This window comes from Actinomadura chibensis NBRC 106107 (genome assembly GCF_001552135.1).
In the GTDB taxonomy this organism is placed as follows: Bacteria; Actinomycetota; Actinomycetes; order Streptosporangiales; family Streptosporangiaceae; genus Spirillospora; species Spirillospora chibensis.
Genome location: NZ_BCQP01000037.1, coordinates 90084 through 116100, shown reverse-complemented (window position 1 = coordinate 116100; position 26017 = coordinate 90084). Strand labels below are relative to the sequence as shown.

At 71.9% G+C, this 26017-nt stretch carries 26 protein-coding genes, 1 tRNA gene, 1 other RNA gene and 1 pseudogene; 19 read left to right on the top strand and 10 right to left on the bottom strand.

The annotated features are described in order from the left end of the window. Positions 1 to 36: 36 nt before the first annotated feature. The 7 genes and pseudogenes from upp to ACH01S_RS21660 all read left to right on the top strand — a co-directional run bounded on the left by upp (position 37) and on the right by ACH01S_RS21660 (position 5979). Positions 37 to 675, top strand: a complete 639-nt coding sequence (gene upp / locus ACH01S_RS21685; RefSeq protein WP_067894275.1) for a uracil phosphoribosyltransferase — start codon at positions 37 to 39, stop codon at positions 673 to 675. A gap of 208 nt (positions 676 to 883) precedes the next feature. After that, on the top strand, positions 884 to 1144 hold the full coding sequence (locus ACH01S_RS21680) for a hypothetical protein (RefSeq protein WP_067894106.1): 261 nt from the start codon (positions 884 to 886) through the stop codon (positions 1142 to 1144). 141 nt (positions 1145 to 1285) lie between these two features. After that, entirely contained in the window at positions 1286 to 1444 is a 159-nt protein-coding gene (locus ACH01S_RS44540; RefSeq protein ID WP_169809323.1) for a hypothetical protein, read from the top strand. A 7-nt stretch (positions 1445 to 1451) separates the two neighbouring features. Then, positions 1452 to 1949: pseudogene (locus ACH01S_RS21675) on the top strand (PH domain-containing protein); the annotation flags it as partial. Between the two features lie 392 nt (positions 1950 to 2341). Next, positions 2342 to 3793, top strand: a complete 1452-nt coding sequence (locus ACH01S_RS21670; RefSeq protein ID WP_067894103.1) for a helix-turn-helix domain-containing protein — start codon at positions 2342 to 2344, stop codon at positions 3791 to 3793. A gap of 141 nt (positions 3794 to 3934) precedes the next feature. After that, positions 3935 to 4627 (top strand): FadR/GntR family transcriptional regulator, encoded by a 693-nt coding sequence (locus ACH01S_RS21665; RefSeq protein ID WP_067894100.1) that lies wholly within the window; start codon positions 3935 to 3937, stop codon positions 4625 to 4627. A 143-nt stretch (positions 4628 to 4770) separates the two neighbouring features. After that, positions 4771 to 5979, top strand: coding sequence for a CynX/NimT family MFS transporter (locus ACH01S_RS21660; protein WP_255220313.1), 1209 nt, complete (start codon positions 4771 to 4773; stop codon positions 5977 to 5979). Positions 5980 to 6048: 69 nt separating this feature from the next. On the opposite strand, the gene ACH01S_RS21655 is transcribed toward ACH01S_RS21660, so the two are convergent. The 4 genes from ACH01S_RS21655 to ACH01S_RS21640 all read right to left on the bottom strand — a co-directional run bounded on the left by ACH01S_RS21655 (position 6049) and on the right by ACH01S_RS21640 (position 8412). Further along, on the bottom strand, positions 6049 to 6357 hold the full coding sequence (locus ACH01S_RS21655) for a type II toxin-antitoxin system VapB family antitoxin (protein WP_067894095.1): 309 nt from the start codon (positions 6355 to 6357) through the stop codon (positions 6049 to 6051). Positions 6358 to 6596: 239 nt separating this feature from the next. After that, on the bottom strand, positions 6597 to 7775 hold the full coding sequence (locus ACH01S_RS21650) for a cytochrome P450 (protein WP_169809327.1): 1179 nt from the start codon (positions 7773 to 7775) through the stop codon (positions 6597 to 6599). A gap of 206 nt (positions 7776 to 7981) precedes the next feature. Further along, positions 7982 to 8066: transfer RNA gene (locus ACH01S_RS21645), tRNA-Ser, on the bottom strand. A 10-nt stretch (positions 8067 to 8076) separates the two neighbouring features. Then, positions 8077 to 8412, bottom strand: a complete 336-nt coding sequence (locus ACH01S_RS21640) for a DUF952 domain-containing protein (protein WP_067894092.1) — start codon at positions 8410 to 8412, stop codon at positions 8077 to 8079. 59 nt (positions 8413 to 8471) lie between these two features. Here ACH01S_RS21640 and ffs point away from each other — a divergent pair. From ffs to ACH01S_RS21610, 6 genes are all read left to right on the top strand, one after another. Further along, positions 8472 to 8567: signal recognition particle sRNA small type (gene ffs, locus ACH01S_RS21635), an RNA gene on the top strand. A gap of 38 nt (positions 8568 to 8605) precedes the next feature. After that, positions 8606 to 11131, top strand: a complete 2526-nt coding sequence (locus tag ACH01S_RS21630) for a DNA polymerase III subunit gamma and tau (protein WP_067894089.1) — start codon at positions 8606 to 8608, stop codon at positions 11129 to 11131. A 263-nt stretch (positions 11132 to 11394) separates the two neighbouring features. Further along, positions 11395 to 11934, top strand: a complete 540-nt coding sequence (locus ACH01S_RS21625; protein ID WP_148344162.1) for a GNAT family N-acetyltransferase — start codon at positions 11395 to 11397, stop codon at positions 11932 to 11934. A 391-nt stretch (positions 11935 to 12325) separates the two neighbouring features. Next, positions 12326 to 12733, top strand: coding sequence for a YbaB/EbfC family nucleoid-associated protein (locus ACH01S_RS21620; protein WP_067894083.1), 408 nt, complete (start codon positions 12326 to 12328; stop codon positions 12731 to 12733). 94 nt (positions 12734 to 12827) lie between these two features. Beyond that, positions 12828 to 13427 (top strand): recombination mediator RecR, encoded by a 600-nt coding sequence (gene recR, locus ACH01S_RS21615; RefSeq protein ID WP_067894080.1) that lies wholly within the window; start codon positions 12828 to 12830, stop codon positions 13425 to 13427. Further along, a complete protein-coding gene (locus tag ACH01S_RS21610) occupies positions 13420 to 13968 on the top strand; it encodes a DUF5063 domain-containing protein (RefSeq protein ID WP_067894077.1) in 549 nt (182 codons plus the stop codon). Before recR ends, ACH01S_RS21610 begins: the two co-directional genes overlap by 8 nt. Before the next feature lie 397 nt (positions 13969 to 14365). Here ACH01S_RS21610 and ACH01S_RS21605 read toward each other — a convergent pair whose 3' ends face one another. Then, positions 14366 to 14659: a hypothetical protein gene (locus tag ACH01S_RS21605; RefSeq protein ID WP_148344161.1), complete on the bottom strand. Its 294-nt coding sequence runs from the start codon at positions 14657 to 14659 to the stop codon at positions 14366 to 14368. Positions 14660 to 14986: 327 nt separating this feature from the next. Here ACH01S_RS21605 and ACH01S_RS21600 point away from each other — a divergent pair, with 327 nt between their 5' ends. The 4 genes from ACH01S_RS21600 (at position 14987) to ACH01S_RS21585 (ending at position 19235) form a co-directional block, all read left to right on the top strand. Continuing rightward, positions 14987 to 15838 carry an LLM class flavin-dependent oxidoreductase gene (locus ACH01S_RS21600; protein WP_067894071.1) on the top strand — a complete coding sequence of 284 codons (852 nt, stop codon included), beginning with the start codon at positions 14987 to 14989 and terminating at the stop codon, positions 15836 to 15838. Positions 15839 to 15994: 156 nt separating this feature from the next. Further along, positions 15995 to 17269 carry an aspartate kinase gene (locus ACH01S_RS21595; protein ID WP_067894068.1) on the top strand — a complete coding sequence of 425 codons (1275 nt, stop codon included), beginning with the start codon at positions 15995 to 15997 and terminating at the stop codon, positions 17267 to 17269. Between the two features lie 150 nt (positions 17270 to 17419). Next, positions 17420 to 18484 carry an aspartate-semialdehyde dehydrogenase gene (locus tag ACH01S_RS21590; protein ID WP_067894065.1) on the top strand — a complete coding sequence of 355 codons (1065 nt, stop codon included), beginning with the start codon at positions 17420 to 17422 and terminating at the stop codon, positions 18482 to 18484. Between the two features lie 82 nt (positions 18485 to 18566). Next, a complete protein-coding gene (locus ACH01S_RS21585) occupies positions 18567 to 19235 on the top strand; it encodes a TetR/AcrR family transcriptional regulator (RefSeq protein WP_148344160.1) in 669 nt (222 codons plus the stop codon). A gap of 41 nt (positions 19236 to 19276) precedes the next feature. Here ACH01S_RS21585 and ACH01S_RS21580 read toward each other — a convergent pair whose 3' ends face one another. Next, positions 19277 to 19666: a hypothetical protein gene (locus tag ACH01S_RS21580; RefSeq protein WP_067894059.1), complete on the bottom strand. Its 390-nt coding sequence runs from the start codon at positions 19664 to 19666 to the stop codon at positions 19277 to 19279. 546 nt (positions 19667 to 20212) lie between these two features. Further along, the gene (locus ACH01S_RS21575; RefSeq protein ID WP_067894055.1) at positions 20213 to 22021 is read right to left on the bottom strand and encodes a S9 family peptidase; all 1809 of its coding nucleotides are present in this window, start codon (positions 22019 to 22021) and stop codon (positions 20213 to 20215) included. A 151-nt stretch (positions 22022 to 22172) separates the two neighbouring features. On the opposite strand from ACH01S_RS21575, the gene ACH01S_RS21570 reads away from it, so the two are divergent. Beyond that, positions 22173 to 22394, top strand: a complete 222-nt coding sequence (locus ACH01S_RS21570) for a hypothetical protein (RefSeq protein WP_067894052.1) — start codon at positions 22173 to 22175, stop codon at positions 22392 to 22394. 24 nt (positions 22395 to 22418) lie between these two features. Here the strand turns inward: ACH01S_RS21570 and ACH01S_RS43705 are convergent, their stop codons facing one another. Continuing rightward, on the bottom strand, positions 22419 to 22562 hold the full coding sequence (locus tag ACH01S_RS43705; RefSeq protein ID WP_157406299.1) for a hypothetical protein: 144 nt from the start codon (positions 22560 to 22562) through the stop codon (positions 22419 to 22421). A 69-nt stretch (positions 22563 to 22631) separates the two neighbouring features. Next, entirely contained in the window at positions 22632 to 22892 is a 261-nt protein-coding gene (locus ACH01S_RS21565; RefSeq protein ID WP_067894049.1) for a hypothetical protein, read from the bottom strand. Positions 22893 to 23237: 345 nt separating this feature from the next. Here ACH01S_RS21565 and ACH01S_RS21560 point away from each other — a divergent pair, with 345 nt between their 5' ends. Then, the gene (locus ACH01S_RS21560; RefSeq protein WP_067894046.1) at positions 23238 to 24215 is read left to right on the top strand and encodes a GlxA family transcriptional regulator; all 978 of its coding nucleotides are present in this window, start codon (positions 23238 to 23240) and stop codon (positions 24213 to 24215) included. 52 nt (positions 24216 to 24267) lie between these two features. Here ACH01S_RS21560 and ACH01S_RS21555 read toward each other — a convergent pair whose 3' ends face one another. Then, positions 24268 to 25926 carry a catalase gene (locus ACH01S_RS21555; protein ID WP_067894044.1) on the bottom strand — a complete coding sequence of 553 codons (1659 nt, stop codon included), beginning with the start codon at positions 25924 to 25926 and terminating at the stop codon, positions 24268 to 24270. Positions 25927 to 26017 lie beyond the last annotated feature (91 nt).

The window sequence follows — 26017 nt, the reverse complement described above, 5'->3', positions numbered from 1 at the left end:
TCCGGCCGATCTTCCGAGGTGGGCTACCGTGAGCGGATGCAGACCCTCGCCGTCGACCACCCGCTGGTCGCGCACAAGCTCACCACGCTGCGGGACGTCCGCACCGACTCCCCCACCTTTCGGCGGCTGGCGGACGAGCTCGTCACCCTCCTCGCCTACGAGGCGACCCGCGACGTCCGGGTCACCGAGGTCACCGTCCGGACGCCGCTCGTCGAGACGGCGGGCGTCCAGCTGGCGAGCCCGAAGCCGCTCGTGGTGCCGATCCTGCGCGCCGGGCTCGGGATGCTGGACGGCATGACGCGCCTGCTGCCCACCGCCGAGGTCGGCTTCCTCGGCATGATCCGGGACGAGGGGACGCTGCAGGCCGAGACGTACGCGACCCGGCTCCCCGACGACCTGTCCGGACGGCAGTGCTACGTCCTCGACCCGATGCTCGCCACCGGCGGGACGCTCGCCGCCGCGATCAGGCTGCTGTTCGACCGCGGCGCCGACGACGTCACCGCCATCTGCCTGCTCGCCGCCCCGGAGGGGCTGAAGTATCTGGAGCAGGCGTTCGCCGACCTCGACGCGCCGGTCCGGGTGGTGACGGCCGCGATCGACTCCCACCTGAACGAGCAGGGCTTCATCATGCCCGGCCTCGGCGACGCGGGGGACCGCCTGTACGGCGCCGTCTGAACGCAGTGTGAGCGAGGGAGTGAGCGTCGTGCTGCCCCGTTTCCGGGGCGGGTCACGATCGGGACGCGGTCGGCTCCGGCGATGTTCGTTCCCGATGGCAGAGGGTACGTAGGGCCTACGGAACGCCACTGCGCGTTCCCCTCCGCCGTCCCGGCACAGGGGACCGTCAGGACCGGGCGGCGCGAGCGAGCTCGATAGAGGGCACGTGATGGCTCACCAAGGGGAAGGCGACCTGCCGCGCTACGCGGAGATCGGGGAACGGCTCACCGAGGAGTTCGACGGGGTGCACGCCGCCGAGACGGTGGACCGCTGCGTCTCCGCCGCCCGGTACGGGGCCGAGGAGGTCATCGGGGCGGCGCCCGCCGACCTCGTGGAGCGGATCGCGCGGCGGCACCTGGAGGTGCTCGCCACCGTCGCGGCCGAGAAGCGGCGCAGGACGCGCCGCTCGTCCCTCGACAACGCGCCCTAGGCACCGGCGCGCGAGGGGCGACCGATCGCCATGGCGACAGGTGTGTGGCCGCGGGAACGCGGGACAGCGCCTGCTTTGCCGGTCGTGGGCGCTGTGCGAGACTGATTCGGGGTCCGTGGGACGATGCTCCGGGAGGCAGCAGTGCCCGCCAAGAAGTACATCACGTGGGTCGCGGTGGCCTTCGTGGCGTTCTACGTGATCAGCCAGCCGGACGGCGCGGCTCGGTCCGTGGAGAGCGCCGCGAACGGTCTCGCGTCCGCCGCGGACTCCCTGGCCACCTTCGTCAACGCCATCGCCTGAGGTTCGGATGAGGCTCGTAACCCCCGGCGACTCCGCGCCGGCGTCGGTGAACAAGTACCTGCTCCCGCACGAGAACCAGGTCATCACGGTCCGCCGCCATCCGGCGACCCTGATGGTGCCGGTCGGCCTCGTGCTCGGCGGCCTGATCGTCGCGGGCGTGCTGAGCAACACGGTCAAGGAGGCCATGTCCTGGGTGTGGTGGGGCTGGCTGATCCTGCTCGGCTGGTTCGTGTGGCGCGTCGCGGAGTGGTCCGTCGACTACTTCGTGATCACCAACCAGCGGATGCTGCTCACCACCGGCCTGATCACCCGCAAGGTCGCGATGATGCCGCTGGCCAAGGTCACCGACATGAGCTTCAAGCGGACGATCGCGGGCCGCATGCTCGGCTACGGCGAGTTCGTCCTGGAGTCCGCCGGGCAGGACCAGGCGCTCACCAACGTCGACTACCTCCCCTACCCGGAGCAGCTCTACCTTGAGGTCTGCGAGATGATCTTCCCGAACAAGAATCCCGCGCCCGAGGAGCCGCTGCCCCCGCCCCCGCCGCCGCGCCGCCCCCGGGAGCCGGTCGAGCCGGTCGAGGGGGACGTCCCCACGGCCTCCGGCCCGGACGAGCAGGGCTAGCCCGACGGCGCGGCTTTCTGGTCAATTTCGGCGGATTGACGATCTTGCGGGTAGGGTCCGATAACGTCCAGGGGTGTGACATGCGTCGCGAGCGCGGGCGGTTCGTCCCGTCCGGCCCGGCGCGCCGGGCGGAGCGGCAGGCGCGCGGGGGCTCGCAGAACCCGCCGGGGAGTGCCGTTCTCCCGCCGCTTCATTACTCTCGATGTGCGATAACCCGCAATGTGCAATCATGTCGGCACCCCAGCCGCCTGTTTACTTCCGCTAAGTGAGTCCACATGCCGGGTCCAGGCAACGTCGGCGAACGTGTCCGCAACCTGCGGCTGACCAGACGCTTGTCGCAGGCACAGCTCGCCGGTCACGACCTTTCCGACAGCTACATCTCTTTGATCGAGTCGGGCAAGCGCACTCCGACGCCGACCGTGCTGCGCATGCTGGCCGAGCGCCTCGGCTGCACCCCGGAGTACCTCGCCGAGGGCGTCGAGCCGGAGCAGCGCGCCCACCTGGAGGTACGGGAGCGGCACGCGCACCTGGCACTGCTGCGCGGCGACCCGGCCACCGCCGAGTCGGGGTTCGACGAGGTGATCGCGCGCAGCGACGACCCCGACCTGACGTCCCGCGCCCGCTGGGGCCGCGCCCGCGCGCTGGAGGCGCTCGGCCGCACCGACCAGGCCATCGCGCTCTTCGAGGAGCTGCGCGAGCAGGCCGAACGCGATCCGGGACGGGCGAGCTGGCTGCCGCCGGTGATCGCGCTGGCGCGCTGCTACCACGCGGTCGGCGACCTCGGCCAGGCGATCGCGCTCGGCGAGCGCGCCATCGAGCGGCTGGGCCTGCTCAAACTGAGCGTGGGCGAGGAGTACACCGAGGCGGGACGGATTCTGCTGCTCGCCTATGTGGACCGCTCCGAGCCCGCGCGCGCGCACGAACTCGGCCGCCGCCTCCTGCACCCGCAGGACGTGCCGGACGAGCCGACCAGCGTCCACTACCAGCAGGCCAGCAAGCGCGCCCTCGACGAGGGGACGATCGGCGACGCCCTGTACCTCGCCGACCAGGCCCTCGCCGTGCGCAACGACGCGGCCCCGGCGCAGGCCCGCGCCCGGCTGTCCCTGGCCGCGGCGAAGGCGCTGCTCAGGGGCGTCACGCCGTTCTCCGCCCCGGCCCCGGCCGGGACGGTGCCGGACGGCGGCGCGAACGGGTTCGAGCGTCCGCGTCCGGAGGGCACGCGCGAGGCGGCCCAGGAAGCCCTCGCCCTCCTGGACCAGGCGACCGGCCTGGACGAGGCCGAGACCACCGAGAGCACCATCGCCAGAGCGCGCGCGCTCGTCCTCGTCGGTGAACTGGACGAGGCCATCCGCACCCTGGTGCAGTTCCTCGACACCGGGCTCGTGCTGGCCGCGCCCGAGGGCACGACGTCGATGGCGCCGGAGCCCACCGGCGACGTCGCCGCCCGGACGCAGAAGACCGTGCTGGCGCGGCTCGTCCTCGCGCGGGCGCGCGTCGCCCAGGGCGACCCGACGGCGGCGCGGCTCGTGCTGCACGCCGCGTCCGAGCAACTCGCCACGCTGCACCCGGGACGTCCGGCGGCGCACCTGTTCAGGGAGCTCGGGGAGCTGTTCGAGCTGGTCCAGGACGCGGAGAGCGCCGCGTCCTCCTACCGGCGGGCGCTGGAGGCGGCCGGGCTGCGGGCCGCGCGCCCGCAGGCCGCCAGCCGCGACCTCGGACGCGTCTGACGCGATCTGCGTGACTGGCCCGGTCTGGACGGGCCTGACCTTTTCGTCCCGTTAGGGGCGTTGTGGTGGGGGTGGAATAAAGTCGGGCCGATCGGCGTCCTATCATCCAGACGTAGGATGATTCGCTGACCGGAGGTAAAGGTGACCTTGCGCACGGCCCGCCGCTCCTCGCTCGTCGACCAGGTGATCGAGCAGCTCAGGGGCGAGATCACGGGCGGCGGCTGGCCGGTCGGCGCGAAGATCCCGCCCGAGCCCGCGCTCGCCGAGGCCCTCGGCGTCGGGCGCAACACCGTCCGGGAGGCGGTCCGCGCCCTGACCCACGCCGGGCTCCTGGAGAGCCGGCAGGGCGACGGCACGTACGTGCGGGCGACGAGCGAGCTGTCCGGGGCCGTCCGGCGGCGGCTGGAGACGGCCGAGCTCGTCGAGATCCTCGAAGTGCGGCGCGGGTTCGAGGTGGAGGCCGCGCGGCTCGCCGCCGCGCGCCGCACCGAGGCCGACATCGCCGCGATCGCGCTCGCCCTCGCCCGCCGGGACGCGGCCTGGGCGGCGGGCGACCACGACGCGTTCGTCGAGGCCGACCTCGCCTTCCACACCTCCGTCGTCGAGGCCACGCACAACCGCGTCCTGACCGACCTGTACCGCGACTTCAGCGCCGCGCTCCGCGCCAGCATCGGCGCGGCCGGGTCGCTGCTGGAGCACGCGGACGTCCCGCACGGCCCCATCGCCGCGGCCGTCGAGGCGGGCGACGCGGACGCCGCCACCCGGGCCGCGCACGCGTGTCTGGACCAGATCCTCGCCTCCGCCACCTCCGGCCGACCGACGACCACCTCCTGACCTCCCAGCCGTTGCCCGGCATGTGCCGTCCGGCGCCCGCGCCCAATCGTTTGGGCCCAGGTCCGGCGGCCCGCGCCCCGGGCGTTCGAAGCTTCACGACGAAGGACGAGATGAACTCCCCTGTGACGATCAGAGTCTCCCGCGTGACGGCCGTCTGGTCGCTCGTCGGGCTGGTGCTGCTGACGATCAACCTGCGCGCCGCCATCACCGGGATCGCCCCGGTGCTCGGCGAGCTGCGCGAGGCGTTCGGGCTGTCCGGCGCGGCGGTCGGCGTCCTCACCACGCTGCCGGTGCTGTGCCTCGGCGTGTTCGCGTCCGTCGCGCCGCTGGTCGCGCGGGTGTTCGGCACCGAGGTCGCGATCGCCGGGTCGCTTGTGATGATCACGGCCGGGATCGTGCTGCGGGTGGTGGAGTCGCCGCTGTCGCTGTTCGTTGGAACGGTCCTGGCGGGGGCCGGGATCGCGATGGGCAACGTCCTCATGCCCGCCGTGATCAAGCGCGTGTTCCCGTCCCGGGTCGGCTCGCTGACCGGGCTCGCGATGATGCTGATGGCCGCGAGCGGGGCCGTCGCCGCCGCGCTCGCCGTCCCGCTGGACGAGGCGGGCGGCTGGCGGCTGGCGCTCGCGATCTGGGCCGTGCCGTCCGCGATCGCGCTGCTCGTGTGGGGGCCGCTCGCGCTCCGCGGCCGGTCGTCGCGCGCCGCCGAGCCCCGGGCGACCGGCGCGGACCGCTCGCTGCTCCGCTCGCCCATCGCCTGGTTCGTCGCGGCCTTCATGGGCCTCGCGTCGCTGATGTTCTACGTGCTGATGTCGTGGCTGCCGGAGATCATGCAGGACGCCGGGTACGCTCCCGCGACGGCCGGGATGATGATGTCCACGATGATGATCGTCGGCATCCCGCTGGGCTTCGCCGTGCCGGTGTTCGCGGCGCGGCTGCGCGACCAGCGTCCGGTCGTCGTCGGGGTCGCGGCCGTCATGGTCGCGGGGCTCGTCGGGATGATGGCGGCGCCGTCCGCCGGATGGGTGTGGGTCGTCGTGCTCGGCCTCGGCACCGGCAGCGCGTTCCCGCTGGCCTACACGCTGCTGAGCCTGCGCTCGCCGAGCCCGTCGATCGCGGCCGGGCTGTCCGGGATGGCGCAGACCGGCGGGTATCTGCTCGCCGGGACGGGGCCGTTCGCGGTCGGCGTCCTGCACGGCGCGACGGGCGGGTGGAACGTCCCGCTGGTGCTGCTGCTGGCGCTCGTCGTGCCGGAGGCGGTGTTCGGGCTGCTCGCCGCGCGTCCCGGCCTCATCCGGCTGCGGGACGCCGAGCCCGCGCCGCGCGCCCTGCCCGCGCCGCAACCCGTCCGCTGACCGTCCAGCCCTTCAGGAGGGGGTCTTCGGGAGGGGGTCTTCGGGAGGGGGTCTTCGGGAGGCGGGCCTTCAGGAGAGGTCGACGGCGTCGAGGTCGAGCACCCGGGCGTGCAGGACGAGCCGCTGGTGCAGCGCGGCGCGCAGCGCCCGGTGCAGGCCGTCCTCCAGGTACAGCTCGCCCTTCCACTGGACGACGTGCGGGAACAGGTCGCCGTAGAAGGTCGAGTCCTTGGCGAGGAGGGACTGGAGGTCCATCTCCCGCTTGGTGCTGACGAGCTGGTCGAGGCGGACCTGGCGAGGCGGGATCTTGGCCCAGTCCCTGGACGACAGCCCATGGTCCGGATAGGGCCTTCCGTCACCCACCGCCTTGAAGATCACCCTCCGAGTCTACGGTGTCGGCATGACCCCGAGAAGGCGACTCAACAACATGAGTCACTCCGCTTGCCTCGTCTGGTAAGCCAGTTTCTCCCAGCTCACGGGCTTCGTAAGTAATTACCGGACCCTCGATGTGCAATTTACCTACGGGCCTCTGGGGCGGCGCTGTTGGGACGTCTGTCAATGGCGGCGGCGGCAGGGAGGCGGGCCATGGCCGTCGTCCGGACCGTCCCCACCGGCCGTCAGGTGGACCATTCCAGCGGCAGCGACTCAAGCCCCAGGACCTGTCCCGCGTGCTCCGTCACGTGCGCGTCGTCCAGGACGCGGTAGTCCGGAATGCGGGCGTGCCACTCGCGGAGGGCGATCTGGAGCTCCATCCGGGCGAGGTGGGCGCCGAGGCAGTGATGCGGGCCCGCGCCGAACGCGATGTGGCGGTTCGGATGCCGATCGAGGTCGACGACGTGGGCGTCCGGGAAGGCGCGCGGGTCGCGGGTCGCGGCGGCGAGCGGGAGCAGCACCATGTCGCCCGCCTTCATCGGGCAGCCGTGGACGTCGGTGTCGTGGGTGACCTTCCGTCCGATGATGACGATCGCGTGGGCGCGCAGCAGCTCCTCGACGGCGGACGGGACGACGCCGGGGTCGGTCGCGACGCGCGTCCGGTCGGCGTCGTGGCGGGCCAGGTGCCAGAACGCGTACGACAACGTGGCCGACACGGTGTCCAGACCGGCCAGGAACAGCAGGACGAACAGCGACAGCAGCTCCTCGTCCGTGACCGGACGGCCGCCGACGCGGAACGACAACGCGGCCGTGACGATGTCGCGCGGGCCGTCTTGGAGGCTGTCGCGGGGGACGTCGGGGGCGCCGCCGTGCGGGTCGCGGCGTCGTGCGGCGATCAGCTCGGCGAAGCAGGCCGCGACGTCCGCCATGGCCGCGCGCCGCGCCGCGCCGCCCTGGTGGGAGGGCGTGTGCAGGATGGCGTTCGCCCAGGTCAGGAATTCCGGGAGCCGCTCGGTCGGCAGCCCCATCAGCTCCAGGAAGATCGACGTCGGGAAGACGCGGGCGAAGTCGGCGACGAAGTCGCACGTCCCCCGGGCGGCCAGCCCGTCGACGAGGTCGGCGCAGCGGCGGACGGCGCCGTCCCGCATGGCCCGCGCCCGCGCCGGGGTGAACAGCGGGCGCAGCAGCCGCCGCCACACGGTGTGCTCGGGCGGGTCGAGCATCTCGGGAATCCACCGGTAGGCGGGATCGGGGTCCAGCGCGCTGATCGCCCGGTTCGAGAACAGGTCGGGGGACCGGCAGGCGTCCATGATCGCGTCATGCCGGGTGAGCAGCCAGAATCCCCGCGTGGAGCGGAACGCGGGCTCCCGCTCGCGCAACTCGTCGAGCAGCGCGTACACCGACCCGGCCGGACGGTTCGCCACACCAGGATCGAAGTCGACGACCGGGCAGCCAGGACCTGAGTACTCGGGGCCCGGTTGGTCGGGGCCCGGTTGGTCGGGGTCTGGGATCTCGGGACCGCTCAAGGCAGGCACCCCCAGGACGGGCGACGTCCTGAGGACGCCCGAAGGCCGGTGCCCTCAGGACATGCGAAGGCCGGTGCCCATCATAGGCACCGGCCCGGTAGCGGCGGAGGATGCGAGATTCGAACTCGCGAGGCGTTGCCACCAACACGCTTTCCAAGCGTGCGCCCTAGGCCACTAGGCGAATCCTCCACGGGAGAGCCTACCGGTTCCCGGGCAGTGACTTGGTCCCAATTACGGCGGACGGCGGGATCGGGCCGTAGACGTGCGGGAACACCTCGTCGCCCACCGGTTCGTAGCGGACGGGGGCGTCCAGCCGGGACACGTCGATCACCAGCAGGACGAGGTCGGAGCGGGGGACGGCGGTGTAGAAGCGTCCGAGGACGCCGTCCACCTGGGCCAGGTCGGAGGAGCAGTGGATGAAGCCCTCGTCGGCGAGCGTCCGGCCCAAGGTGGACATGGTGTACGGCGTGCCCGAGTCGACGGCGTTCTGCCAGTGGGTTCGCTCGGCGATGTGCAGGAGAGTCTGGACGGACATGCGCCGGAGACTACGCGGGAAGCGTGGCAATCCAGGGTGGGGGATGCCATAGACTCTGTGAAGACCCCTCGCACGGCGTCACCCTGTGAACCTCCCCAGGGCCGGAAGGCAGCAAGGATAAGCAGGCTCTGGCGGGTGTGCGGGGGGTCCTTTCGCTTGTGACGCTCTGCTTCCCGAGGAGGGCGGGCCCCCGATGAGTCTGGCTCTGTACCGCAAGTACCGGCCAGCGACGTTCGCGGAGCTGAAGGGGCAGGAACATGTCGCCGAGCCCCTCCAGCAGGCGCTGCGCAACGGCCGGATCAACCACGCCTACCTGTTCAGCGGTCCGCGCGGGTGCGGCAAGACGTCCAGCGCGCGGATCCTCGCACGGTCGCTGAACTGCGAGAAGGGGCCGACGCCCGATCCGTGCGGGGTGTGCGACTCGTGCGTCGCGCTCGGCCCGTCCGGGACCGGGCACATCGACGTGATCGAGATCGACGCCGCCTCGCACGGTGGCGTCGATGACGCTCGTGACCTGCGTGAGCGTGCGTTCTTCGCACCGGTGTCGGCGCGCTTCAAGGTGTACATCATCGACGAGGCGCACATGGTCACCCGGGAGGGCTTCAACGCGCTGCTGAAGCTCGTCGAGGAGCCGCCGCCGCACCTCAAGTTCGTGTTCGCGACCACCGAGCCGGAGAAGGTCATCGGGACGATCCGGTCGCGTACGCACCATTACCCGTTCCGGCTGATCCCGCCGGGCGTGCTGCAGGAGCTGGTCGAGGAGATCCTGCGGGCCGAGGACGTGCCTTACGAGACGTCCGCGCTGCCGTTGGCGGTGCGGGCGGGGGCCGGGTCGGCCCGGGACACGCTGTCGATTCTCGATCAGCTGCTGGCCGGGTCTGATGAGAAGGGCATCACGTACGCGCGGGCCGTCTCGCTGCTCGGATACACCGACTCGGCGCTGCTGGACGAGGTCATCGCCGCGTTCGCGGGGCGGGACGGGGCGGCCGTCTTCGCCGCCATCGACCGGGTGGTCGAGAGCGGGCAGGATCCGCGGCGGTTCACGGCCGATCTGCTGGAGCGGATCCGGGATCTGGTCATTCTTTCGAACGTTCCGGAGGCCGGGGGGACGGGGCTGCTGAACGTCCCGCCGGACGAGTTGGAGCAGATGCGGCGGCAGGCGTCGTCCATGGGGGCGGGGGAGCTGACGCGGGCCGCTGATCTGCTGCACACCGGGCTCACGGAGATGCGCGGGGCGACGTCGCCGCGGTTGCTGCTGGAGCTGATCTGCGCTCGCATCTTGCTTCCGGCCGCTTATGAGGACGAGGCTTCTCTGCTCGCTCGTCTGGATCGGCTGGAGCGTCAGGCCGCTCAAGGCGGGCAGGGCGGTTTTGCGGGTGGGGCGGCGGGTGGTGGACCGGCTCCGGCCTTCTCGTCCGTCCCCCAGGGCGGTTTCCCCCAGGGCGGCGGGCCGCCAGCGCGAGGAGCCGACGCTCCGGAGAGCGGGCCTCAACACGGAGGCGCGGCACCAGGTGGCGCGGCGCACGGAGGTGCGGCGCACGGAGGTGCGGCGCATGGAGGCTCGCAGCGGGGCGTAGGCCAGCAGGGAGGCGGGCCGCAGCAGGGAGGCGCGCAGCCGGGAGCCGCGGGAGGAGCCGACGCTTACCAGTCGCGCGAGGCCCAGGGACGCGAGGTTCAGGCCCGCGAGGCCCAGGGACGCGAGTCTCAAGGGCGTGAGGTTCAGGCACGCGAGGCCCAGGGACGCGAGTCTCAAGGGCGTGAGGTTCAGACGCGCGGGTCTCAAGCGCGTGACTCCCAAGGGCGTGACTCTCAAGGGCCTAACTCCCAAGGGCGCGAGTCTCAAGGGCCTAACTCCCAAGGGCGTGAGGCTCAAGGGCACGAGTCTGCGGCTGCCTGGGAAAATTCGAGTCCCCGGGAAGAACAGTCCCCGCCCTCCCAGGGGGGCGACCCCAATTCCAGTGTCAACCCCGCACAAGGGCCTTCGGAAGCAGAACGCGGTCCTGTGGATAACCGCCGTTCCCCTTCAGGCGGCGGCCCCTCGGGTGGTGGTTCTTCGGAAGGCTGGGCCAGCGCTCAGGGTGGCTCGGCCGCGCCCGCTGGGGCGCCCTCGTCCGCCTCCGGTGGGGGGGACTTCTCCACGGTTCAGCAGCTTTGGCCGGACGTCGTCGAGGCCGTCAAGCAGAAGAGCCGCGCAACCTGGATGGTCATCATGTCCGGGGTCCAGCCGGTGTCGCTGGACGGCAAGGTCCTCACCCTCGGTTTCGACGCCGAAGGACGCCGCCTCGGCTTCGTCAACGGAGGTCGCGACGCCGTCCTCCGCGAGGTCTTCAAGGAGCGGATGGGCGTCGACTGGCGGATCGAGACCGTCGTCGGCGGCGGTCCACCGGCGGCTCCCCCGCCGGGCAGGCCGGGCCCTAACACCGGGTTCGGTGGGGCGGCCACACCGAACCCGGCACCGCAGCCCCGGCCGCAGCCGACCGCTCAGGCCCACTCACAGTCCCGGCCACCGGTCCCGCGCGCCGAATCCGTGCCGGAACCGCCGCCCCCGCCGGACGAGCCTCCGCCGCCCCCGGAACCCATGGACGAGAGCGACGAGGTCGACCCGGAAGGCGACGCCGACGTCGACGGCACCGAGGCCGAGATGACCGGAATGGCCCTCATCCAGCGCGAACTGGGCGGCCAGATCATCCGCGAAATCGACAACTCGTCCCCGTCCTAGCGGGAGACCCCCGCACAGCGACCGCCACGCAGGCCGCCGACCGCGACGCGACCCGACGCGACCCGACGCGGCTCGACGCCACCCGACGCGGTACCCCGCGGCGCGACGAGGCGGTCCCGATCGTCCCGCCGCGGCCCGATACCGACCAGGCGGCGGACGGTGACCACGGCCGATGGCGTCGACGGCGCCACCGGCGTACACTCCACCCCCCTCCCCGACCGTGAACAGGCGGGATCATGTCCGAAGACGTCACGTTGACCGCCTTGGACCGGACAGCGGCCCTCGACGCCCTGGACGAGCTGTCCACCCTCTACGAGGAGATCTACTCCGAGCCTCCCTACAACTCGGCCCCCAAGTTCTCCGCGGACCGCTTCCTCGCCCGCACCCGCGAACAGATCCCGACCTCCGGCTTCGCCTCGGTCGTCGCCCGCCGCGGCGAACTCCTGCGCGGATTCACGTTCGGCTTCACGATGGCGCCGGGCGCCTGGTGGGCGAACGCGTCCGCGCCGCCCGACGACGTCCTCGCGGCCGACAAGTTCGCCGTCGTCGAGCTGGTCGTCGCCGTGGCCGAGCGCGGGCAGGGCCTCGGCCGCGGCCTCCTGGACGAGTTACTCCGCGGACGATCGGAGCGTTACGCCACCCTCCCCGCCGTCATCGGCACGGACGCCTACGCCATGTACGTGCGCTGGGGCTGGGAGAAGGCCGCGGAGTTCCGCGCGGAGCCGCCGTTCTCGGACGCCCTGGTGCGCCCGCTCGTCCCGAAGAACGACCCGGGCCCGCCCCGTGACCCCGCCGCAGGCTGAACGTCCAGAACCTCCGGCCGCCCGGCCCCCGCCGGTCCGGCTGCCCGGCCCCCGCTGGTCTGGCTGCCCGGCCCCCGCTGGTCTGGCTGCCCGGCCCCCGCCGGTCCTCGCCGGTCCGGCTGCCCGGTCTCCGCTGGTACGGCCGTCTGGTCTCCGCTGGTACGGATGGTGGTCTGCGGTGGTGGGCGATGGTTTCGGCGGACATCGTCGGGGGCGGAGCACATGCCCAGATCGGGGTGAGTCGGCGCACCGGTGGTGCTCTTACCGCTTGGCCCCGTGACCCCGTAGTCTCGGGGGACGGACGTCCGGTGGCTGGCGGAGCGCCAGGGAGAAGGCCCTCTCGGGGGGCCGGAAGAGGGAGTGCACCGTGGAACCCGGTGGTCAGTTGAACATGCAGGAACTGCTCCAGCAGGCGCAGGCCATGCAGGAGCAGCTCTTCAGCGCCCAGCGCGAGCTCGCGGAGGCCGAGGTGCGGGGGACCGCGGGCGGCGGCCTCGTCACCGCGACGGTCAACGGGCAGGGCGAGGTCACGGGCCTGTCGATCGACCCGAAGGCCATCGACCCCGACGACCCGGCCGACACGGCGGAGACGATCGCCGACCTCGTCCTCGCCGCGATCCGCGACGCGGGGCGCGAGGTGCAGGAGTTGCAGCAGGAGAAGATGGGCCCGCTGGCCCAGGGCCTCGGCGGAGGCGGCGGCATCCCCGGCCTCGGTGGCGGAGGCGGCGGAGGCGGGCTGCCCGGCGGCTTCCCAGGGCTCGGCGGCGGCTCGGGCTCAGGCTCGGGCTCGGGCTCCTAAGCGCGAACACCCAGAAAGCCCAGGAACTCCCAGAAGCCCGGAAAGCTCAGCGGAGCCAGAAGAGACCAGGAAAGTCTAGGAAAGGAGGGGTCCGTTGTACGAAGGGGTGGTTCAGAACCTCATCGACGAGCTGGGCAGGCTGCCCGGCGTCGGCCCCAAGAGCGCGCAGCGGATCGCCTTCCACCTCCTCGCCGCCGATCCGGCCGACGTCGAGCGGCTCGGCAAGGCGCTCAAAGAGGTCAAGGACAAGGTCCGCTTCTGCAAGACGTGCGGGAACGTCGCTGAAGAAGAGGAATGCCGGATCTGCCGGGACGCGCGCCGCGACCCCCACATCATCTGCGTCGTGGAGGAGTCCAAGGACGTCGTCGCGATCGAGAAGACCCGCGAGTTCCGCGGCCGTTACCACGTCCTCGGCGGAGCGATCAGCCCGATCGAGGGCGTCGGCCCCGACGACCTGCGCATCCGCGAACTGATGCAGCGCCTCGCCGACGGGACGGTGACCGAGCTGATCCTCGCCACCGACCCCAACCTGGAGGGCGAGGCGACCGCGACGTACCTGGCCCGGCTCGTGAAGCCGATGGGCCTCACCGTCACCCGTCTGGCCAGCGGCCTGCCGGTGGGTGGCGACCTGGAGTACGCCGACGAGGTGACGCTCGGCCGCGCATTCGAAGGACGGAGGCTGCTCGATGTCTGACACCAACAGCCAGAAGGACTGGAACGCCCTCGCCGAACGCGTGGCGCGCCACGTCGACAACTACCTGAACGGCCTGGAGGCGGTCGCGCGCGGCGACGGCGGCGTCCATACCGTCCCCCTGCTCCTTCTTGAGGTGTCGCAGGTCATCCTGGCGGGGGCGCAGCTCGGCGCCAGCGCCGACGTCATCCTCCCGGACAACTGGGAGCCCGAGGTCGGCCCCGACCCCGACCTCGACGCCATCCGGCAGGGCCTGTCCGAGCGCCTCGACGACCTGGACGAGTACGTCGAGGTGTTCGACCCGTACAAGGACACCGAGCCCACCTCCTACCGCCTGTCGGACGACCTGGTGGACGTCGCCAGCGACCTCGTCCACGGGCTGCGCCACTACCAGCAGGAACGTCCGCTCGAAGCGCTCTGGTGGTGGCAGTACTCGTACTTCAACCACTGGGGCAACCACGCCGGCGCCGCCCTCCGCGCCCTGCACGCCTTCGTGGCCAACGCCCGCCTGAACGTAGCCCCCGAAGCCGCAACCACCGCCTAGCTCCCCCAAGCTCCCGGACCAAGCTCCTACCAGCTCCAACCCAGCTCCGCCTGTCTCGACCTGGACACCGCTCGGCTCTGGTCCAGCTTCGCTTGGCCTGACTCGGGCATCGCCTGGCTCTGGTCCAGCTTCGCTTGGCCCAACTCGGGCACCGCCCAGCCCGGCCCGGCTCCGCCTAGCTCGACTCGGTTCCGCTTGGCGCGGCCCGGTTCCGCTTGGCGCGGCTGTTCCGCTTAGCGCGACTCGGCTCCGCCTGGCGCGACTCGGGCTCCGGCTTGGCTCTCGCCCAGCCCGGCTTGGCTCTCGCCGAGCTTTGCTTGGCTCGACCTGATCTGGTTAGGGCTTGCTGCCGCTCGCGCCTGCCTGAGCTTCCGCCCAGGTCGGGCCCCGGTCGGGGTTAGCTGGGGCAGGGGTCCGGGGCGCCGGGGGCGCCTAAGCTCCACGCGACCAGTTCGGCGGCCCGCTCGGCGTCCGCGCCGAACCGCTCCAGGCCCGCCGCGTACTGCTTGAGCTCGTCGTCCCAGGTGAGCGTGGCCGTCCGGGACCGGTACGAGACGCGCAGGACGGCGTCCTCGCCGGGCCGCGCCGTGGACATCTGCGGGGCCCTCCGCCGCAGCGCCGCGTACAGGGAGTCCAGCGGACCCCTCCGGACGCGCGGCAACTCGTCGAACGCGGCCATCGGCTCTCCCATCGCGATCCCGCCTCCCTCACCGCCGGTGGACGAGATGGACCACGGCGCCCCGCCGCCGCCCGGACGCTCCGCCTCGCTCTCAGGTGATCGGCCGGGAAGATCCGCGCCGACCCCGGGCCCGCGCACGTCCGGTAACCGAGACTATTCGGACGGTTCACGAAGACCCAGGATTTCTTCGGCTTCCGGAAGGATAGATATCCGGGACTCAACGCACAGATATCCGCCCGCCACGGCACACCACACCCGCCCCAGCGGCCCGGCCAGCGAGGTCGCGACCCGCGCTGATATTCGCTTGCCGCCCCGCGGGCCCGCGCGCAGCATGGGCCTGTGCGCTATTCGATCAACGTGCCGAACTTCGGCGACTTCGCGGACGTCCGGGCGCTGGCGCGGGTCGCGGCCGCGGCGGAGCAGGCGGGCTGGGACGCGCTGTTCGTCTGGGACCACGTCGTCCACGTCAAGAGCGAGCGCAAGTCCTTCGCCGACCCGTGGATGCTGCTGACGGCGGCGGCCCTCGCGACCAGCCGGATCAAGCTCGGCACCCTCGTCACCCCGGTGGCGCGGCGGCGGCCGCAGCAGCTCGCCCGGCAGGTCGCGACGCTGGACGTCCTCAGCGGCGGACGCGTGATCTTCGGCGCCGGGCTCGGCGGCCCGGTCTCCGACGAGTACGGCGCCTTCGGCGAGACGACCGACAAGACCGTCCTGGCCGAGCGGCTGGACGAGGGGCTCGACCTCCTCGCCCGCTACTGGACCGGCGAACCCGTCACCCACCACGGACCCCACTACCGGGTCGACGACGTGGCGCTGCTGCCCGCGACCGTGCAGCGCCCGCGCCCGCCCGTCTGGATCGCCGGGTTCTGGCCAAACCGCCGTCCGATGCGGCGCGCCGCGCGGTGGGACGGCGCCGTCCCCCTCTTCGGCCCCGGGTCGCACGGGTACGCCCCCTCGGCCGACGACGTCCGGGAACTGACCGGCTACGTCCGCCGCCATCGCGAGGACGACGGCCCGTTCGAGATAGTCGTCGGCGGCCTCAGCCCCGCCGACAACGCCCGCGACCTGATCGGCCCGCTGGCCGACGCGGGCGCCACCTGGTGGGACGAACGGCAATGGCTCGACAGCGACGACATCGACAAATACGCCCCCGTCATGCGCCGCATAGAACAGGGCCCGCCGACCCTCTGACTACACCCAGGCGAAGAGCACCGCCCCGCGCGGTAGGCAGACCGGGGGCTGAGGAAGCTGAAACGGGGTACGGAGTTACCTGTTTGTAATCCATCCGGCCAGGCTCTGTAGACTCGACGTCCGGTACGCCTGACCCCGAACCGAGGAGCGCCATCCGTGGCCCTAGTCGTGCAAAAGTACGGTGGCTCCTCCGTCGCCGACGCCGACGGCGTCAAGCGGGTCGCCCAGCGCATCGTCGCGACGAAGAAGGCGGGCAACGACGTCGTCGTCGTGGTGTCCGCGATGGGCGACACGACGGATGATCTCATCGACATGGCCAAGCAGGTCAGCCCGCTGCCGCCCGGCCGCGAGCTGGACATGCTGCTCACCGCCGGCGAGCGGATCTCGATGGCCCTGCTCGCCATGGCCATCGCGAACCTGGGCCACGAGGCCCGCTCGTTCACCGGCTCCCAGGCGGGCGTGATCACCGACGGCTCGCATGGCAAAGCCAAGATCATCGACGTGACGCCGGGCCGGATCCGCACCGCGCTGGACGAGGGCTCGATCTGCATCGTCGCCGGGTTCCAGGGCGTCTCGCAGGGGACCAAGGACATCACCACCCTCGGCCGCGGCGGCTCCGACACCACCGCGGTCGCGCTCGCCGCCGCGCTGGACGCCGACGTCTGCGAGATCTACTCCGACGTCGACGGGGTCTTCACCGCCGACCCGCGCATCGTGCCCGCCGCCCGCAAGATCCCGAAGATCTCCTACGAGGAGATGCTGGAGATGGCGGCGTCCGGCGCGAAGATCCTGCATCTGCGCTGCGTGGAGTACGCGCGCCGCTACAACATCCCGATCCACGTACGGTCCTCGTTCAGCCAGAAGGTGGGCACCTGGGTCGTCGACAGCAGCGAGATCGAAGGACACGACATGGAGCAGGCGATCATCTCCGGCGTCGCGCACGACCGCAGCGAGGCCAAGATCACGGTGGTCGGGGTGCCGGACAAGGTCGGCGAGGCCGCCACGATCTTCACCGTGCTGTCCGACGCCGAGATCAACATCGACATGATCGTGCAGAACGTGTCGGCGGCGTCCACCGGCCGCACGGACATCTCGTTCACGCTGCCCGCCACCGACGGGCAGAGCGCGCTGACCGCCCTGAACAAGGTCAAGGAGCGGATCGGCTTCGAGTCGCTCCGCTACGACGACCGGATCGGCAAGGTCTCCCTGATCGGCGCGGGCATGCGCTCCCACCCCGGCGTCACCGCCACCCTGTTCAGCGCCATCGCCGAGGCCGGCGTCAACATCGAGATGATCTCCACCTCGGAGATCCGCATCTCGGTCGTCGTCGCCCAGGACGACATCGACACCGCCGTGGCCGCCGCCCACCGCGCCTTCGACCTGGACGCCGAGCAGGTGGAGGCGGTCGTCTACGGCGGCACCGGCCGCTGACGCACCTCTCCACGCGGGCCGGGCCCCGCGTTCGCGCGTCATGTGCCGCGGTGCGCGTCACGTGACGCAGTGCGCGGGGCGCGGCGGTGGGAGCATCCCCTGCGGGAACCGGTCGCGGACGGCGGTAGTTCAGAGGATGTGAGTGCGACGATGGACTCGTCTTCCGGGCTGCCGACCCTCGCTGTCGTCGGCGCCACCGGGGCGGTCGGTGCCGTGATGCTCGACCTGCTGTCCGTTCGCCGCGACGTGTACGGGGAGATCAGACTCGTCGGCTCGGAACGGTCCGCCGGGCGGACGCTCCGGGTGCGCGGCGAGCGCGCCGCGGCCGTGGCGCTCGCGCCCGAGGTGTTCGACGGCGTCGACATCGCGGCGTTCGCGGTGCCCGCGCCGGTCGCCGCGGAATGGGCGCCGGTCGCGGCGGCGCGCGGCGCGGTGGCGGTGGACGGGTCCGGCGCGTTCCGGATGTGCGCGGACGTCCCCCTCGTCGTCCCCGAGCTGAACCCCGAGCGGGTCCGGGACCGTCCGCGCGGCATCGTCGCGGGCCCCGGCTGCACCACCCTGTCGATGATCGTCGCGCTGGGCGCGCTGCACCGCAGGTACGGGCTGCGGGAGCTGGTCGTCGCGTCCTACCAGGCGGCGTCGTCGGCCGGACGGGACGGCGTCGACACCCTGTACGCGCAGCTGGAGAAGGTCGGCGGCGACCGCGCCCTCGGCAACCGCGCGGGCGACATCCGCGGGGTGGTCGGCGAGCTCGGGCCGTTCCCGGCGCCGCTCGCGCTGAACGTCGTCCCGTGGGCGGGCACCCGCGAGGACGGCGGCTGGACGTCGGAGGAGGTCGCCGTCCGCGCCGAGACCCGCAAGGTCCTCGGGCTGCCGGGGCTGAAGGTGTCGGCGACCTGCGTCCGCGTGCCGGTGGTGACGGCGCATTCGGTGGCCGTCCACGCCGTGTTCGAGGAGCGGACCGACCAGCGGGAGGCGCAGGCGATCCTCGCGTGCTCGCCGGGCGTCGTGCTGTGCGACAGCCCGGAGACGCACGAGTTCCCGACGCCGTCCGACGTCGTCGGGACCGACCCGGCCTGGGCCGGACGCGTCCGCCGCTCGCTCGACGACCCGCACGCGCTCGACCTGTTCCTCTGCTGCGACAACCTGCGGAAGGGCGCGGCGCTGAACACCGCGCAGATCGCCGAGCTGATCGCCGCGGGCCGCACCGGCTGACCCCGTCCGGCTACCGCGCGTCACGGTGACGGCCGTGTTCCAGGCGGGCAGGACGTCGTGGCGGGGCCGTATGGTGGCATGCGTGACCGAGACGAAGGCCGTGAAGTCCGAGCAGACGCGGGCCGTGATCGTCGAAACGGCGCTGCGGCTGTTCAGGGAACGCGGGTACGAGGCGACGACGATGCGCGCGATCGCCAAGGAGGCGGGCGTCTCGGTCGGCAACGCCTACTACTACTTCGGGTCCAAGGAAGAGCTGATCCAGGCGTACTACGACGAGCTGCAGGACGAGCACGTCGCCGCCTGCCGGGCCGTCCTGGACTCCGAGACCGGGTTCGCGCCCCGGCTGCTCGGCGTCCTGAAGGCCCGCGTCGACACGATGGTCCCCTACCACGAGTTCGCGGGGAAGTTCTTCAAGTTCGCCGCCGAGCCGACCAGCCCGCTCAACCCGTTCAGCGCCGAGTCGGGTCCGGCCCGCGAGTCGGCCGTCGCGATCTACCGCGAGGTCGTCGAGGGCTCCGACCTGAAGATCGACAAGGAGTTCCGGGCCGAGCTGCCGGAGCTGCTGTGGATCTACTCGATGGGCATCGTCCTGTACTGGGTGCACGACAGCTCGCCCGGGTGCCGCAAGACGTACCTGCTGGTGGAGCGGACGGTCCCGCTGGTCAACCGCATGGTCGCCATGTCGCGTATGCCGGGCTTCAAGTCGGTGACGCGGGAACTGGTCGGCATCATCCGCGAGGTCCGCGCCTGAGCACACGACCGGCGTGACCGCGTGACCGTGTGGCCGCGGGCTCAGCGGAAGGTGATGTCCCAGTGGTCTTTCTCGCGGGCGAAGAGGGCGCCGTCCGGTGAGCGGTAGAGGCGTGCGCCGTCGCTCCGGACGCCCCGCGGCGCGTACTCCCCGACCGCCCGGTCGACGCACGCGCTCGGGGCGATGTCGATCTTGTAGCCGTTCGAGTGGCTGTACTGGCCGCCCGCGTGGCCGCGCTCCGTCCCGCCCGTCACGGTGACCTCGCAGCCGCTGGCCGCCGCGAAGCCGATCAGCCCCCTGATCGTGCCGAGCCGGACGCTCTCGAACGACGTGCAGTTCCGGACCGTCCGGTCGGAGCATCCGCCGGTCGACCGCCAGCCGATGCCGTTCGCGCGCAGCAGGCCCTCGGCGAGCCCCTGCCCGATCCGCACCGAATCCGGCAGCCTCCGGACGACGTCCCGCGGCGGAATTCCCCGCGTCCGCGCGTTCGGTGGCGGTCCGGAACCTCGCCTCCTCCCGGCGTCGGCTCCGCCGCCGCGCGCGTCCGCGCGGGGAGTGAGCGGTGTGAGCAGGGGGCGCCCGCTGATGCCGCGGGCGGCCGGGCCGGTTGGCGGTGATGCGATCCGGCGGGCGGGCGGTGGCGGGGACGCGATGGCGCGCGGGGTGGTGGCGGCCAGCATCGTCGCCGGGACGGACAGGGCTGTGACCAGGGCGGTCAGGCGGCGACACCGATCGGGTGCGCCGTCTCCGGCCGGGTTGGACGGTCGGCGCCGCCGGAGGCGGGGCGCGCGGCGGACGCGGGCATGGGTGCGCGTGCGGTGCGGCCGGTTCATGTGGTCCCCCCGATCGGTGATGTCCGGGGGGCGGGGCCGGTCCGCCGGGGACCGGCCGTGCGGTGCGGCCGCTCGGAGGGATGCCCGGCTCTTTGATCTTGTAAACCCCGGGGGACGGGGCGGGCGGCCCGTCCCCCGGGACGATCACGACATGCCTAGGTGTTTCCGGGCGAACCCGATCTCGGCCGCCATCTGGGTGATGCGCTCCTCGACGACGAGCGAGCCGTGCCCGGCGTCGTACCGGTACATCTCGTGCGGACGCCCGAGCTCGGCGAGCCGGGCGAGGTAGTTGTCGATCTGCCGGATGGGGCAGCGCGGGTCGTTCTCCCCGGCGAGGATCAGCACCGGCGCCCTGACCGCCTCCACGTAGGTGATCGGGGACGACTCCCGGTACCGGTCCGGGACCTCGGACGGCGAGCCGCCGAACAGGGACCGGTCGAACGCCTGGAGGCCCTCCATCTCGTCCTCGTAGGCGGCGACGTAGTCGGCGACGGGGACGGCGGCGACCGCGACGCTCCAGTCGTCCGGCTGGGTGCCGATGCCGAGCAGCGTGAGGAAACCGCCCCACGAGCCCCCGGTCAGGACGAGCCGCGCCGGATCGGCCAGCCCGCTGGACACGGCCCAGTCGCGGACGGCCTTGATGTCCTCCAGTTCTGTGAGTCCGACCCGTCCCTCGATGGCGTCGCGCCATTCCGACCCGTACCCGGTCGACCCCCGGTAGTTGACGCGGACGACCGCGAACCCGTGGTCGACCCAGGCGGCGGCGGACGGGACGAACGAATCGTCATCCTGGGCGGTCGGCCCACCGTGAATGTCGAAAACGGTGGGGTAGGGGGCTTCGCCCCCGGTGCCCCCGGCGCCCGCGTCGCTTTCGGGTTTGCTGACCAGGGCGTGGATGCGTCCGGCCGGGCCGTCCACCCAGACGTCCTCGACCGGGACGGACGGCGGCGCGGCCGGGCCCGGCGGCGTCAGCACCACCGCGCCGGTGGTGTCCCGGATGACCGGCGGTTCGGCGGCGGACGACCAGGAGAACTCGACCGTCCCGTCCGGCCGGACGTCCGCCCCGCCGATCACGCCGCGCGGCGTGTCCACCCTGGTCAGGGTGCCTTCCGACAGGTCGTAGCGGTACAGCTCGTCGCGCGCCTCGTGGTTGTGGGAGATCAGCAGCGCCGTCCCGTCCGGGTACCAGGAGGCGCCGAAGTCGCCGGGCAGGTCGAGGACGATCTCGCGTTCGGTCCCCGCGACCGGGTCCCAGATGAGGATCTCGTCCCGGCCCCGGCGCTCGTGGGTGACGAGGAGCCGCGCGTCCCCGTCGACCGGGGCGAAACCCGCGCCGTAGACGCCTTTGCCTGGGCCGTCCCAGAGGTCGGCGACCGTGGAGCCGTCTGGGCGTAGGACGCGCAAGGCCATGTGGCGGCTGTCGCCGTGTTCGCTGTGCCCTATGGCGATCAGCGATTCGTCCCGGGAGAGGCCCGCGACGTGGGCGTCCTCCGCGTGGTGGTAGAGCACCTGGGGCGATGCCGCTGGACGGCACAGATGGATGGTGTTCCCTGCGTCGGTCGTCCGTCCGATGACGGCGAGACCGGACCTTCCTAGGCTCAGCCCAGACGGATAGGACGGTTCCAGTTCCGGAACGGCCGGGACGCTCGCCGGCGGGACATTCCCGTCCGCTGGGACGAACGGGGCGCGCTTCCACACGCCGAACTCGTCGCCGTCGGTGTCCGCGAACCACCACACCCATTCGCCGGACGGGTCGATCGTGCCCGCCCACGTGCCGTTCGGACGGTCCGTCACCTGCCGCCGCGCGCCGGTGTCACGGTCCCAGGAGTAGATCTCCCAGGTCCCCGTGGCGTTCGACCGGTAGACGCTGCGGCTCGGGACGTCCCGCGCCCAGCGCGGCAGGGTGATCCGGGCGGCTCGGAAACGCGCCTTCCAGCGCTCGTCATCGACCATGCCACCAGTATCGCCGCCGTGATCACACGCGCGGCCGGAGCAGGTCACGCCCGGTGCGGCGGGCGGCGGGAACGCGGACTCGCCCGCGGCCGTCAGAGTCGGGTCGGCGACGTCCCGGCCGGGACGTCCCACGGCAGAGGAGAGACCCGAAATGCGCAAGACCCCGTCCGCCGCCCTCGCGATCACCGTCCTGGTCGCCGGGCTGGGACTGACCGCGTGCGGCGAGAAGCGGTGGTGCGAGCACGACGCCACCGACACGAAGGTCAGCGACCGGTACTGCAAGAACAACACGCCCGGCTACGAGTGGGAGTCGGGCGGCGGGCACGGCAAGAAGCCGAAGCACAAGAAGACGAAGACCAAGTCGCACCGCTGAGCCCACCGGGTCGCCGACCGGTCGCTAGGTGACGCGCCGGACGGTCCTGATCCTGCGTTGTCGGCGCCGCCGCTTTCCGTTCTCGGGCTGGGACGCCTCGGCGGCGAGCAGGTCGCGGAGGGTGCGCGGGACGATGTCCTGGGGACGGTCGGCGAAAGCTGAAGGCATCGGGTTCCTTCCTTCGGGATCGAGACGGATCGGTGTGTTGGTCAGGCCGGGATGCTCAGGCCGGGATGCTCAGGCCGCGGTGACCGGTGCGCGGTACGCCCGCGACACGGTGCTGAGCGCCCAGCGCATCCGCGCCAGGTAGGTCTCGGGGTGGTCGCCCGCCTCCTGCGCGACGGTGGCGACGCAGGTGGAGTAGGCGCCGAGCCGGTCGTCGATCGCCGCGCGGACCTGCTCGGCGGACGGGTGGTCGGACTCCTGCAGCCCGCAGCAGAACAGGATCTCGGCCAGGTCGGAGGTGGTGAGCGAGGTGAGGGTCGGCGTGTTCGACATCGTCTGCCTTCTTCCTGCGGAGGGGGCCTCGTCCCCCTGCTGCCGAATATGACTCTGCCGCTCCGGAAGAATCATCGCCATAGGGGAAAACCCCCATCCGGGGTGGAGTAATCCCCCCGGGAGACCCTTAGTCCGTACGGGAGGATCCCAGGGTCGGGGCGGCACGCCCGGATGTTCCGGCAGGCCGGAGCTGGTAAAGCCGCCTAAGACGGCCCTGGCCGCCATGATCGCCCCCTCGGTCCGGACGTCGTTCCGTCCTCCATTCGTCCGGTGACCCGAGGTTGGACGTCCCCGCTCCGCTCCGGCTGTCGGTGGCCAGATCGTGGCGTGTGTGAGAATCAAGCCATGCATCGTGTGGTCGTACTGGCGCTGGACGGCGTGTACCCGTTCGAGCTGAGCATCCCGGTCCGGTTGTTCGGGGCCGCCGTGTCGGCGGACGGCAGGCCGCTCTACGAGGTCCTGACCTGCAGCGTCGACGGCGGGCAGGTCAGGACGAACGCCGATTTCGCGCTCGCCGTCCGGCACGGGCCCGAACTCGTCCCGACCGCGGACACGCTGGTCATCCCGCCCTGCGCCTACGACCTCGACGGCCCCGCCCGCCTCCCCGAGCCGCTCGCGGCGACGCTCGGCGCGCTGCGTCCCGGCACCCGCATCGTGTCGATCTGCACGGCGTCCTACGTGCTGGCCGCCGCGGGCCTGCTCGACGGGCGCCCGGCCACCACGCACTGGCGCGACGCCGCCCGCTTCCAGCGCGAGTTCCCCAAGGTCAAGGTCGACCCGGACGTCCTGTTCGTGGACGACGGCGACGTCCTCACCGCCGCCGGCGTCGCCGCCGGGATCGACCTGTGCATGCACATCGTCCGGCGCGACCACGGCAGCGAGGTCGCGAACGGCGTGGCCCGGCGCTGCATCGTGCCGCCGTGGCGGGAGGGCGGACAGGCGCAGTTCATCGAACGTCCCGTCCCGGGGCCGGAGGCGGCGACGACGTCGGCGACCCGGGCGTGGGCGCTGGAGCAGCTGCACCGTCCGCTCGCGCTGAGCGAACTGGCGAAGCACGCGCGGATGAGCGTCCGGACGTTCTCCCGGCGGTTCCGCGACGAGGTCGGCATGACGCCCGGGCAGTGGCTGACGCAGCAGCGCGTCGAGCGCGCCCGCCGCCTGCTGGAGACGACCGACCTGCCGGTGGACCGCATCGCCGCCGAGGCCGGGTTCGGGACGGCGGCGTCGCTGCGGCAGCATCTCGTCGCGACGATCGGCGTCCCGCCGTCAACCTACCGCCAGACGTTCCGCACCGCCGCGCCCGCCACCGCCGCGACGCGGTGAGGCGGGTTCGCCCGCTGGCCGGCGGGAGCCGAGCGGCCCGGTCGGCGGGCGGCTAGAAGCTGTGCGCGGCCCTCTCGTTCGGGACGCAATGCGTCATCTTCAGCCCGGCGACGTCCCGGGAACCGTTCTTGCCGAGGTTGTCGAGGCGTCGCTGGTCCTCGTCCGTGAGGTCCTGGCCGGGGAGCGGTTTGAGGTGCGCGACGGCGTCCGGGCCGATTCCGAGCCCTTCCCCGACGCGCAGCCCGAGATCGTCCTCGACCAGCAGGAAATGCCAGACCATCCGTTCCTGGACGGGCCGCGCGCACTGCGAGATCAGCTCGACGAAATTGCGGACGAGGTCGTCCCGCTCCCAGTCCTCCATCAGCAGATACCGCTGCCCGGCCTGCAGGTAGTCGTTGGGCCGCGGAATGCGCTTGCGGGTCAGCCGCCCCCGGATCTCCGGCCCCTGCTCGTCATGCGTCGGGTACTGCCCTTCCCGCAGCCCGCCCGTAATGGACGGCTCGTAGTTCACATGCGGGTTCTCGCCGCCGTCGTCGACGAAGAACGCCATTTGCCCGTCCCGCTGGTTCGTCCGGACCCGCGTCCCCTTCGCCTGGTTGACGGGCAGTTGCAGATAGTTCGGGCCGACGCGGTGGCGCTGGGTGTCGCTGTAGGAGAACGTCCGCCCGACGAGCATCTTGTCGTCGGAGAAGTCGAGTCCGTCGACGAGGACGCCCGTCCCGAACGAGATCTGCTCGTTCTCGGCGAAGTTGTTGTCCACGTTCCGGTCGAGGACGAGCCGTCCCACCGGCAGCGCCGGGAACTCGTTCTCCGGCCAGACCTTGGTGTCGTCGAGCGGGTCGAAGTCCAGTTCGGGATGGTCGTTGTCGTCCATCATCTGGACGAGCAGCTCCCATTCCGGGAAGTCGCCGCGGTCGATGGCGTCGTGCAGGTCCCGCGTCGCGTGCCCGAGGTCGCGGGCCTGGACGGCCGCCGCGTCCTCCTCCGTCATGCTCCGCACGCCCTGCTTCGGCATCCAGTGGTATTTGACGAGCTTCGTCTCGCCCGCCTCGTTCACCCATTTGTAGGTGTTCACGCCGAAGCCCTGCATGTGCCGGTAGTCGGCCGGGATCCCGCGCGGGCTGAAAAGGTTGACGAGCATGTGCATCGACTCGGGCGTCTGCGACATGAAGTCGAAGATGCGCGCCGGTTCCTGCCGGAACGTCACCGGGTCGGGTTTGAGGGCGTGGATGACGTCCGGGAACTTGATGGCGTCGCGGATGAAGAAGACCGCGAGGTTGTTCCCGACGAGGTCCCAGTTGCCGTCCTCGGTGTAGAACTTGATGGCGAACCCGCGCGGGTCGCGGGCCGTCTCGGCCGAGTCGCGCCCGCCGATGACCGTGGAGAACCGCAGCGCGACCGGCGTCCGCGCGCCCCGCTCCTGGAACAGTTTCGCCCGCGTGTACGCGGCGACCGGCTCGTCGCCCCATTTCCCGTACGCCTCGAAGAATCCGTAGGCCGTCACGCCCCGCGCGTGGACGACCCGCTCCGGAATCCGCTCCCTGTCGAAATGGCTGATCTTCTCCAGGAACTGGTAGTTCTCCAGCGTCGCCGGGCCCCGCGCGCCGACCGTGCGCTGGTTCTGGTTGTCGTACACCGGGTGGCCCTGCCGGTTCGTCAGCACCGGACGCTCGTCCCCCGGCTCCGCCCCCATGCTCGAAACGTCCGTCACGACGGGCTCTCCTTTCACCGTTTCAGTGCGGCCCTACCCGAGAAACGGCAAGGCAACATCGGCGGGGGGCAAACACGCGGCGTCCCGGACG

Coding starts and splice junctions, on each gene's coding strand:
- ACH01S_RS43705 (WP_157406299.1), bottom strand. CDS start 22,562: ATGCCTTCAGCTTTCGCCGACCGTCCCCAGGACATCGTCCCGCGCACC.
- ACH01S_RS21610 (WP_067894077.1), top strand. CDS start 13,420: ATGTCTGACACCAACAGCCAGAAGGACTGGAACGCCCTCGCCGAACGC.
- ACH01S_RS21680 (WP_067894106.1), top strand. CDS start 884: ATGGCTCACCAAGGGGAAGGCGACCTGCCGCGCTACGCGGAGATCGGG.
- ACH01S_RS21670 (WP_067894103.1), top strand. CDS start 2,342: ATGCCGGGTCCAGGCAACGTCGGCGAACGTGTCCGCAACCTGCGGCTG.
- ACH01S_RS21570 (WP_067894052.1), top strand. CDS start 22,173: ATGCGCAAGACCCCGTCCGCCGCCCTCGCGATCACCGTCCTGGTCGCC.
- ACH01S_RS21565 (WP_067894049.1), bottom strand. CDS start 22,892: ATGTCGAACACGCCGACCCTCACCTCGCTCACCACCTCCGACCTGGCC.
- ACH01S_RS21590 (WP_067894065.1), top strand. CDS start 17,420: ATGGACTCGTCTTCCGGGCTGCCGACCCTCGCTGTCGTCGGCGCCACC.
- ACH01S_RS21560 (WP_067894046.1), top strand. CDS start 23,238: ATGCATCGTGTGGTCGTACTGGCGCTGGACGGCGTGTACCCGTTCGAG.
- ACH01S_RS21640 (WP_067894092.1), bottom strand. CDS start 8,412: ATGTCCGTCCAGACTCTCCTGCACATCGCCGAGCGAACCCACTGGCAG.
- ACH01S_RS21605 (WP_148344161.1), bottom strand. CDS start 14,659: ATGGGAGAGCCGATGGCCGCGTTCGACGAGTTGCCGCGCGTCCGGAGG.
- ACH01S_RS21620 (WP_067894083.1), top strand. CDS start 12,326: ATGCAGGAACTGCTCCAGCAGGCGCAGGCCATGCAGGAGCAGCTCTTC.
- ACH01S_RS21575 (WP_067894055.1), bottom strand. CDS start 22,021: ATGGTCGATGACGAGCGCTGGAAGGCGCGTTTCCGAGCCGCCCGGATC.
- upp (WP_067894275.1), top strand. CDS start 37: ATGCAGACCCTCGCCGTCGACCACCCGCTGGTCGCGCACAAGCTCACC.
- ACH01S_RS21630 (WP_067894089.1), top strand. CDS start 8,606: ATGAGTCTGGCTCTGTACCGCAAGTACCGGCCAGCGACGTTCGCGGAG.